Genomic DNA, 9,024 nt, shown 5'->3' with positions numbered 1-9,024 from the left:
AGACAATGCCCGTGACCCGGTCGACGGTCAGCGGGATGTAATGCAGCCGCACACCGGCATGGATGGTGAAGTAGTCGACGCCTTGTTCGGCCTGCTCGATCAGCGTGTCTCGATAGACCTCCCAGCTCAGATCCTCGGCGATGCCGCCCACCTTCTCCAGCGCCTGGTAGAGCGGCACCGTGCCGATCGGCACCGGCGCATTGCGCACGATCCATTCGCGGATGTTGTGGATGTTGCGGCCAGTCGACAGGTCCATCACCGTGTCGGCGCCCCAGCGGATCGCCCACACCATCTTTTCCACTTCCTCGGCCATCGAGGAGGTGACCGCCGAATTACCGATATTGGCGTTGATCTTGACCAGGAAATTGCGGCCGATGATCATCGGCTCGCTCTCGGGATGATTGATGTTGGCGGGAATGATCGCGCGTCCGCGCGCCACCTCGTCGCGCACGAACTCCGGCGTTACGAAATCGGGGATGGCCGCGCCGAAGGCTTCGCCGTCGCGCTGCAGCTTGCCGCGCAACATCTGACGGCCGAAGTTCTCGCGGATGGCGACGAACTCCATCTCGGGGGTGATGATGCCGGCGCGCGCATAGCCAAGCTGGGTCACCGCCTTGCCTGCCTTGGCCCTGAGTGGCCGGTTGCGAATGGGAAATTCCGGCGTCAGGCGCTCACCGGTCACAAATCCGTTGTCCTCCGGCCGCACGCGGCGGCCGTCATAGGCCTCGACATCGCCGCGCGCCGTGATCCATTCGTGGCGAAGCCGGGCAAGACCGTTTTCAATGCTGGTTTCGACAGCCGGGTCGGTATAGGGGCCGGACGGATCGTAGACGGTGACGGGCGGCTCGCCGGCCGTTGGATGGACGGAGATTTCGCGCATCGGCACCCTGATCTGCGGATGGAGGACGCCGGGCTTGTGGATTTTCCGCGAGGCTGGCAGCGGTCCCGTCGAGACGGCGGGAGTGAGGGCATTCATCTTGAGGCTCCTTTGCTCATGCATTGGAGACCCAGTTCTGTGCCGGAAGGATGAAAAGACGCTTCTGTCGACCTGCCGAAACAGGACCTGGGGCGTAAACTCCCGCAAAGCGCTTGCACCGTCCCTACGCCAGTATGAACTGGATCAGGTTCAACGGGTCACTGCGCCGCGAAAGCAAGCAGTATCTCAGCCCCTTGCCGGGACTCCCCTGGTGAATGCGTCAGGTTGAACGGGCCGGCGCCGGTTTGTCAAGCGCGTTCTGGCCGCGGCCGATCGGCGGCCGGTCAGACCGTGCGGAAAAAATCGTGCATGTCTCGGCGACAAGTCAAGCGTGGGAGATGAAGGCAGGGACAAGGGAATCGCAAACGGTCGGACTAAAAATCGATCCTGATGATCACGCCTTCAATGGGCACCAAAGGTTTGCGCGTAGATCGCCTCGATTCTTCCTGCCTCGTCACTGGTCAGCGCGGCGAATTCCTTTTCGCGCGCGCGGTTCGACAGATGTCCATCATTCTGGTGAAGAAAACGGAAGAGCAGATCGGTCAACCGCTCGGGCATCTCGATAAAGGCGTCCACCTGCTGCCGGAATTGATCGTAGCGCTGCAGAAATGCGGTTTCCTCGGGAAGGTCCCGTTCGATCGTCCGCCGAACGCAGGCATAGAGGAATTCGGCGTGCGGGGTTGCATCGAAGAACCGGTAGAAATCACCGGTGTCATTCAGCACCCGGACGTTGAATTGCGGCGTCGGTTCCCATTCCACCAACGGCAGAAGGCGCTGCGAATAGCTCTCGAGCACGCCCCTGTACTCGTTGATCTGGTCCAGGATCGCGGCCGAGACGGGAAAGACCACTCCCGGCGGATTGAAGCCGCGCATGGCAAGGACGTGGTGGATTAGGTAGCGGTGAATGCGGCCGTTTCCGTCCTCGAACGGGTGGATGTAGACAAAGCCGAAGGCGAGGATTGCGGCGGCTATGACTGCATCAAGGTTCTGCGCGGGGCCCTGATCGAAGGCCGCCATTCCATCGATTAGCCGCGGCAGGTCCTCGGGCCGAGCGCTGATGTGATCGGGCAGGGGCGTGCCGTTGTCTCGGTCATGCTCACCGACGAAACCCCCTTCTTTTCGGAAGCCAAGTCTTACTAAACGGGCGTCGCCAAGTACAATTCTTTGCAGACGCAGCAGCTCATCGCGATCGATCGGCCAGCGGCCGGCTTCGCCGATGGCGCGGCCCCAGCGCTGGATGCGATCTTGCGGCGGGCGCTCGCCCTCGATCGCATAGCTTGATCGCGAGTCTTTGAGCAAAAGAAAGGCGGCGGTCCGAGCAAGGAGGTCGCGCGGCACGTCCGCTACGATTGCCTCCGCGCGCCGCGGTAGTTCAAGGGCGATGAATTTTTCGAGAGTCTTGGTTCGGAACACCAGCGGGCAGAACTCAGGCGTGCCGGGGAGATTGTCCCTTGTGCGGTAGCGCGAAGCGGTCTTCTCGGATCCGGGCCACTGCAGCTCGGGATCGACAACCGAAACGTATCGTCCGGCCTCCGCGTCCGCCAGATCGAGACGCGTGCCCGTCAGCCATTCATATAGAAACCAGATGCGGCGGGCATAGCTGCCTGTGGGGCTTTCACGGACGAGCGCCTCGATCGGTGCGGGACCGGTCACCTGGAACAGCCGTTTGAGGACGGCAAGGTCGAGCCCCTCGTACTTGAGCGCGAAGGTCAGGTGGCCTTCGAGTGTTGGATGTGGGGCATGGCGGGGCGTCATGATCCGCCAACCATCCCGTTCGGTAATGCGATGATGCTCGCCAGTGGCCGACAGCGTCCGGGGCAAGGGGACGGCGAGCTCGTAGGCTCCGATCAGGGCGCTGTACCCGGCCGGGGTCACCATCTCCGGAAGGCGGATTTCCTGAAAAACGAGAACAGGACCTGAAAATTGGTGCTTCTGCGCCACAGGCATGAAAAGGGGATCCTTTCCTCGAATTTTGGTGCAGCTCAGCCAAATACTATGAAAAACGATTCTATCTGATGAAAATTGATGCTACAAGCCGACTTTTGCGAAAACCGATCCTGAAGGGCGGCGGTGATCCTTCTGCATGGCTCGGCCGAAGATTGATGGGGCGTAAGCGTCATTTTGACCGCGCTGGGCTTCCTCCACAAACCCCGCCTCGTAAAGCAGTTCGTAGCGCTGCAGCACCAAGTCCTCATCCAAGCGTGGTTCTCAAGGCCGAAAGCGATCACCGCGCGCCGCCAGCGATCGTGGCTCACTGCGCGATCATCGGCTGCCTCGGCCCACGCCTTCAGGCGTGGGACAAACGCCTCAGGCAATGTCGACGGAGCGCCAGCGCGATGATGTTCCCATGGGAAATAAGCGTACCAGTTGCGCCAGGCGGCCTTATCGGCAGGTTCAGCCTGCTCCTCGCGGGTCAGGGCGAGATAGCTAATCGAAATCACCCCGCTGCGCGCCCCCGTCTCCTGACCGGTCGCGGTCGGCGAAGGTGTAGAGCTGCTCGATGTAGCCCAGCGGATGGCGCGTCTGCTGCTCGACCCAGTCTCTCAGGCCGGATTGCAGGATCGATGTCCAAGCTCGAACGGGCCGGAAGGCAAGGCTTTGCCGTCTCCAATCGTTATGATACGCGGTTGGCCAGCCGTCACCGCGACCAAAACCGCAATCAGTTCCGCGGCGATAGCATGGCGCTCGCCGGCTTTTATGCGTTGCCTTACAGCTTTGGTCCCGTGTTCAGTCATTGCCTATTTTTTTCGCCACAATGCATTTCGGTACGCCTTGTGGCCTGAGATCGATTCTGAACGTGAACCGCGCTGTTGCGGCAGTCAAACCGTTCGAGCTGAAGCACACCCCTTGAGACCACCACCACGCTCTTGCTCAAAACAATCACAATAAGGGTACTGCGAAACTCGGCCGAAGCAGCAGAAAATGGCGGCCTCTAGCCCTTGGTTTGAAGCGCTTCGCAATGCACCAACTTTTCCGATGCAGTTTGATTTTGGCCTTCGCACCTGCACAAAACTATGCAAAACCGTTGACCGCTTAAAACCTGACGCCGGGGAAATGTGCCGATGAGTGTGGCGGTAGAAACGAAGGCGTTGACGCCGCCGGACATCGCGGCCAGCAAGGGCAAGGATCGGGTCGTCTGCTTGACCGCCTACACCACACCCGTTGCGCAGCTCGTCGACAGATATTGCGACGTCGTGCTGGTCGGCGACAGTGTCGGCATGGTGCTTCACGGTCTGCCCTCGACCCTCGGCGTCACGCTCGACATGATGATCATGCATGGCAAGGCCGTGCGACGCGGTCTTGAGCGCGCGTTGATGGTCGTTGACATGCCATTCGGCTCCTATGAAGAAGGCCCCGAACAGGCCTTTCGCAACGGCGCGCGGCTCATGGCGGAAACCGGATGCGCCGCCGTCAAGCTGGAAGGCGGCGAGAGCATGGCCGAGACGATCCGCTTTCTCACTGCTCGCGGGATTCCCATCATGGCCCACGTCGGGCTGACGCCGCAATCGGTCAATGTGTTCGGCGGCTATAAAGTCCAGGGCAGGGGCGGAGACGGCGACAGGATTTTTCGCGACGCCATTGCTGTTGCCGAGGCCGGGGCGTTCAGCATAGTGCTGGAAAAGGTCACGGATCCGCTCGCACGGAGAATAACCGAGAGAGCCACAATTCCCACGATCGGCATCGGTGCCTCGGACGCCTGCGATGGGCAGATCCTTGTGATCGACGACATCCTGGGCATGTTCACTGGTTTTCGGCCGAAATTCGTGAAGCGCTATGCTGAACTGGGCTCAGCGGCCGAAGCTGCCATTGCGGCCTACGCGGCTGATGTGCGGGAAGGGCGCTTTCCAGCCGCCGAACATCTCTTCGCCGATGCGCCCAAGGCCGGAGATTTCCCATGAGCGTGCCGATTGTCCGCACCATTGTCGAACTTCGTGCCGTTGTGGCGGGATGGCGCCGTTCTGGTGCCAGCATCGCCGTGGTGCCCACGATGGGAGCCTTGCACGAAGGACATTTGAGTCTCGTGCGTTCTGCGCTTCAGAAGGCCGATCGTGTGATCGTGACGCTGTTCGTCAATCCCAAGCAGTTCAACAGTGCCGCGGATCTTGCAGCCTATCCCCGCACCGAAAACGAAGACGCTGCAAAACTCACTCCACTGGGCGCACACCTGCTCTACGTTCCGCATGCGACTGAGATGTATCCTGACGGCTTCACCACGACCGTGTCCGTGTCCGGCGTCAGCGAAGGCCTGTGCGGTGCGTCCCGGCCTGGCCATTTCGACGGGGTGGCGACCGTCGTTGCAAAGCTCTTCCTGCAGACCGGCGCTGACTTCGCCTTTTTCGGAGAGAAGGATTTTCAGCAGCTTCTACTTATCACTCGCATGGTCCGGGACCTGGATATGCCAATTACCATCGTCCCCTGTCCGACAGTCCGGGAACCCGATGGTCTGGCTTTGTCATCGCGCAATGTTCGGCTCTCGCCAGCGGAGCGGGCCATTGCCCCAAGGCTCGCATCGGTCCTGCTCGATACTGCGGAGGGGCTCTCGAACGGCTCTCCCGTCCTCCCAGCGCTTGCCCAAGCGCGTGCAGCGATCCTGTCCGCAGGCTATCGCGAGGTCGAGTACCTGGAACTCCGTGGCGAAGCAGATCTGCAACCGATAGCAAGCATCGATCGGCCGACCCGCCTGCTCGCAGCCGCCTGGCTCGGCCAAACGCGGCTCATTGACAACGTCAGAACACTGCCGGCTTGCCAACTCCCAAATGAGTCGCTGCGGACTTCCCCGCTAGGGTGAAATCCAACTCCTGCCGCGAACGCGATTTGGCGCGGCTCATCTCCATGTCAACCTGCTTGTCGGACACTCAGGATAGCGGAGCGTTCTCCTAGGGCGAATACGGCATGTGCCAAACAAAGCTAACACAGCAGCGGAGCCAAGGCGGAAACCCCGCCGTTGTGGTAGCGCAGTCGGATCGATCAAAAAAAGCGAGTTTTTTCGGGCTGTAGCTGACCAGCATGTTCTTGGTCTGCTGATAGTGGTCAAGCACATCTTATGGGTCTCGCGGCCGATGCCCGACTGCTTGTAACCGCCAAACGCAGCATGCGCGGGATAAGCGTGGTAGCAGTTGGTCCACACGCGGCCCGCCTAGATGGCTCGGCCGAAGCGGTAGCAATGATTTGCATCGCGGCTCCAGACACCGGCGCCGAGGCCGTAAAGGGTATAGTTAGCGATCGACAGCGCCTGTCCGTCATCCTTGAACATGGTGACTGAGACCACCGGTCCAAAGATTTCCTCCTGGAACACGCGCATCTTGTTATGCCCCTTGAACACGGTCGGCTGAACATAGTAGCCGCCGGCAAGGTCGCCCGGAAGTTCGGCGCGCCCGCCGCCAGTCAGCACCTCGGCGCCTTCCTGACGGCCGATATCAAAGTAGCCTAGGATTTTTCGAGTTGCTCCGAGATGCATCAATGGATGATGAGTCGGCCAAGGATAGTTGTCCAGCCGACTAGAACGATCGCATACCGGCAGCGGCGCGCGCCTGCTCTCGCAATATCTGGCGGGCAGCGGACTCCGAAGGACCGCCGCCGAGGGGCGGCGCCAGCCACTGGGAGTTGAGCGTGGGCTGAATGCAAATGCGTCGGCGATGGCTGGCGTCTGCGTTCATTTACGAGCACGCATTGCTGTCGTAGTTACCTGCCAAACAAATAGTCGTCGTTAGGATTTGCGTTGGTAAAAATTCCGGAATAGGAACGTGTGACTAATGAGGGGACTGACCTTGATGGCTCAAGCAACTAAGCAGACAAGCACTGGTTTGTTGGGCCTGACGGCGGACATCGTCGCGGCCTATGTCCAGAACAACGCAATGCCCGTGGCCGATCTGCCAACTCTGATTGCTACCGTCAATTCTGCGTTATCGGCCCTAGTCCAGCCGGTCGTGGCACCGCCACCGGTATTTACTCCGGCCATAAATCCGAAGAAGTCGATATTTGCTGACTATATCGTGAGCCTAGAGGATGGGCGGAAATTCAAGTCTATGAAGCGTCACCTGGGTTTGCTGGGCATGACACCTGACGAGTATAGAGCCAAGTGGGGACTGGCCTGGGACTACCCTATGGTGGCGCCTAACTATGCGGCCAAGCGGTCTGCTCTGGCTAAAGCTAGCGGTCTTGGCCGCAGAGCGACTGCAAAACCACCCCAGGGAAAGGCCCCGCAAAGCGGAAAGCTACGGTCTAAGCGCGTCCGGTCAGAGTTGGCAGACGCCAAAGCCTGACCTCCGCCAGATGGACGCGATTGCGCCCAGCCATCTTTGCGGCATAGTTGGCGGCGACGGCGTGCCCCAGCACATCGGTGACCGGATCGTCCACTTGCGCCGTGCCATACCTGCCGAGAAAGTGTAGCCGAACTCCCGCCGTTCCTTCAGCGGCCTCGAGTTACGAATAGCGGCCAGCGTGCGTTCGAGAACCAAATTCGGCCTGCACTGTCGACCTGGCTGGTAGTTCCAAGACGAATTCCGCCCACGCGACCGAAACAATCTGCGAGCCGCACCTGACATTGGATGCGGACTGCGAAATCACGCAAAATAGCGTCACCCGCTCGGTTGCCGAATCTACCAGCCTAGACCCAATGGGGATAGAGAGGCCTTGCGTTCGACGGAAGCAGTGCTGGTAACATATGCCAAGCCTAGTCGAGTCTGCGAGGGGCAATCAATCCTCGTGAGTCGACGCTAATGTACGCGTTTCGCAGCACTCCGGCTGGCTATATCGCCTAAGACGGCATGAAGAAGCGATCCAACTTCCAGTTCGGCGAGCCTGAGCGCAACTCCTGATTCGGACAACTGAAGGAGAATTGTCTTGGCGGTGCTGCGCCAGAACGCATTCGCATCCTCCCCGTTCTTGGATTCCAGCACGCGGGCAATTTCCTCGACCAACTTCCGCCGCCGATACAGCGGAAACGCCCTTATGTTTGACACCGATCACCTCACCCATTCAGTCTCGCGATTAAGCATTGGAGGGTTAGAAAATCTGGTTAACGGCGCATCCCTTTTTGGCTGGTGAGCATGTAGCAAGAGTTCTGGCATGGGCGAACGGTCTCGCGACTAGTCACCAAACATTGTGATGGTCTCGTAGGCGGGCGTATCGGGGTTTCTGGCGCCGACCTCAACCAGGCTGCCGCACGCAATTTTTTTCCCATCACAAACGCATGTCATCCACGCTCCCCATCTGGGTCGGGCAGTGGCACGTCTGTGGCTTGCTACCGCGCCGCAATCAAGACCGTGCTTTCCGGCGACCAACACAGCACGACATCCTGACCTTCCGTCAGCCTGCCAGCACCGGTGTTCTGCACAATCACCTTGAGCGTCTGGTCAGCACGCTCGACAAAGTAGGTGCTGCTATTCCGGCGAAGATGCGCTTTGACACCTTCCCTCGCAGCACATTCGCATTGGACGCATCCGGTGCCTCGGCATCAGTGAAGATGCGGATGCGTTCGGGTCGCACAGCGCAGCTTGCCTTGGCGCCTGCGGCAAGCTTGGTACCCGGGCCGACGGCAATCGGCCGCCGGACAGCTGGTGCGGCCGGCGGCCGCCGAGCCTGCTGAGCTGCACCAGGTCGAGTGCGCGCTGCACCTCGCTGGCAATCACCGCCTTGGGCTCGCCGCGCACTGACAAGCCGAAGGCGACATTGTCGGAGACGCTCATATTGGGAAACAGCGCGTCTTCTGGAACACCATGCCAATGCGCCGCTTCTCCACCGGTACCCGCTCAACACTTTCGCCGCCTATGGAGATGCGACCAGAGTCGGGAAAGTCGAAGCCTGCGATCTGGCGCAGCAGCGTGGTCGATCGAGACATCGTCCAGCGCCTTGTGCGCGCCAAAACTGCGCGACACATTCGATACCTGTACGCCCGCCATTGGGCTGCAATGGATGCCGCTTCGCGCCGCATGGCGGCCATTCCCGACTTGACCGCCGACCAAAGCAGATGAGGTGGATGGCTCCCGCTCCCGGCATCTGAGTGCCACAGTGGGTTTGCTGTCAGGCAACCCGAGCAAAGGAGCCAT

Annotated in this window: 9 protein-coding genes, 2 pseudogenes and 1 riboswitch; of the genes and pseudogenes, 5 read left to right on the top strand and 6 right to left on the bottom strand. The window is 60.3% G+C overall.

The window, feature by feature from the left end; translation table 11 throughout:
• The 3 genes from NKH70_RS35090 to NKH70_RS35980 all read right to left on the bottom strand — a co-directional run.
• The coding region (locus NKH70_RS35090; protein WP_353027418.1) for a phosphomethylpyrimidine synthase ThiC at nt 1–976 on the bottom strand (976 nt) is incomplete at its 3' end.
• 103 nt (nt 977–1,079) lie between these two features.
• Nucleotides 1,080–1,196, bottom strand: a riboswitch (TPP riboswitch).
• Between the two features lie 182 nt (nt 1,197–1,378).
• Nucleotides 1,379–2,923, bottom strand: coding sequence for a Fic family protein (locus NKH70_RS35085; protein WP_353027417.1), 1,545 nt, complete (start codon nt 2,921–2,923; stop codon nt 1,379–1,381).
• Nucleotides 2,924–3,004: 81 nt separating this feature from the next.
• Complete coding sequence (locus tag NKH70_RS35980) at nt 3,005–3,175, bottom strand: hypothetical protein (protein WP_502908462.1); 171 nt, start codon at nt 3,173–3,175, stop codon at nt 3,005–3,007.
• 365 nt (nt 3,176–3,540) lie between these two features.
• Between NKH70_RS35980 and NKH70_RS35075 the strand changes: the two genes are divergently transcribed.
• From NKH70_RS35075 to panC, 3 genes are all read left to right on the top strand, one after another.
• Nucleotides 3,541–3,759, top strand: coding sequence for a hypothetical protein (locus NKH70_RS35075; protein ID WP_352716783.1), 219 nt, complete (start codon nt 3,541–3,543; stop codon nt 3,757–3,759).
• Nucleotides 3,760–4,038: 279 nt separating this feature from the next.
• Nucleotides 4,039–4,875, top strand: coding sequence for a 3-methyl-2-oxobutanoate hydroxymethyltransferase (gene panB / locus NKH70_RS35070; protein ID WP_352716643.1), 837 nt, complete (start codon nt 4,039–4,041; stop codon nt 4,873–4,875).
• A complete protein-coding gene (gene panC, locus NKH70_RS35065; RefSeq protein WP_352716644.1) occupies nt 4,872–5,765 on the top strand; it encodes a pantoate--beta-alanine ligase in 894 nt (297 codons plus the stop codon). Before panB ends, panC begins: the two co-directional genes overlap by 4 nt.
• A gap of 181 nt (nt 5,766–5,946) precedes the next feature.
• On the opposite strand, the pseudogene adh reads toward panC, so the two are convergent.
• Nucleotides 5,947–6,416: pseudogene (gene adh / locus NKH70_RS35060) on the bottom strand (aldehyde dehydrogenase); the annotation flags it as partial.
• A 313-nt stretch (nt 6,417–6,729) separates the two neighbouring features.
• On the opposite strand from adh, the gene NKH70_RS35055 reads away from it, so the two are divergent.
• Nucleotides 6,730–7,239 (top strand): Ros/MucR family transcriptional regulator, encoded by a 510-nt coding sequence (locus NKH70_RS35055; protein WP_352716645.1) that lies wholly within the window; start codon nt 6,730–6,732, stop codon nt 7,237–7,239.
• Nucleotides 7,240–7,692: 453 nt separating this feature from the next.
• Here NKH70_RS35055 and NKH70_RS35050 read toward each other — a convergent pair whose 3' ends face one another.
• On the bottom strand, nt 7,693–7,875 hold the full coding sequence (locus NKH70_RS35050; protein ID WP_352716772.1) for a DUF6074 family protein: 183 nt from the start codon (nt 7,873–7,875) through the stop codon (nt 7,693–7,695).
• Between NKH70_RS35050 and NKH70_RS35045 the strand changes: the two genes are divergently transcribed.
• Nucleotides 7,820–8,023, top strand: a complete 204-nt coding sequence (locus NKH70_RS35045) for a hypothetical protein (RefSeq protein ID WP_352716785.1) — start codon at nt 7,820–7,822, stop codon at nt 8,021–8,023. The two genes, NKH70_RS35050 and NKH70_RS35045, sit on opposite strands and share 56 nt — an antisense overlap.
• 196 nt (nt 8,024–8,219) lie before the next feature.
• On the opposite strand, the pseudogene NKH70_RS35040 reads toward NKH70_RS35045, so the two are convergent.
• Nucleotides 8,220–8,877: pseudogene (locus tag NKH70_RS35040) on the bottom strand (ABC transporter ATP-binding protein).
• Nucleotides 8,878–9,024 lie beyond the last annotated feature (147 nt).

The sequence above is a fragment of the Mesorhizobium sp. M0991 genome (assembly GCF_040318915.1).
In the GTDB taxonomy this organism is placed as follows: domain Bacteria; phylum Pseudomonadota; class Alphaproteobacteria; order Rhizobiales; family Rhizobiaceae; genus Mesorhizobium.
Note: the sequence above shows the minus strand (reverse complement) of the source record. Positions and strands in the feature narration are given on the sequence as shown.

Coding starts and splice junctions, on each gene's coding strand:
- panC (WP_352716644.1), top strand. CDS start 4,872: ATGAGCGTGCCGATTGTCCGCACCATTGTCGAACTTCGTGCCGTTGTG.
- NKH70_RS35055 (WP_352716645.1), top strand. CDS start 6,730: ATGAGGGGACTGACCTTGATGGCTCAAGCAACTAAGCAGACAAGCACT.
- NKH70_RS35085 (WP_353027417.1), bottom strand. CDS start 2,923: ATGCCTGTGGCGCAGAAGCACCAATTTTCAGGTCCTGTTCTCGTTTTT.
- panB (WP_352716643.1), top strand. CDS start 4,039: ATGAGTGTGGCGGTAGAAACGAAGGCGTTGACGCCGCCGGACATCGCG.
- NKH70_RS35075 (WP_352716783.1), top strand. CDS start 3,541: ATGTCCAAGCTCGAACGGGCCGGAAGGCAAGGCTTTGCCGTCTCCAAT.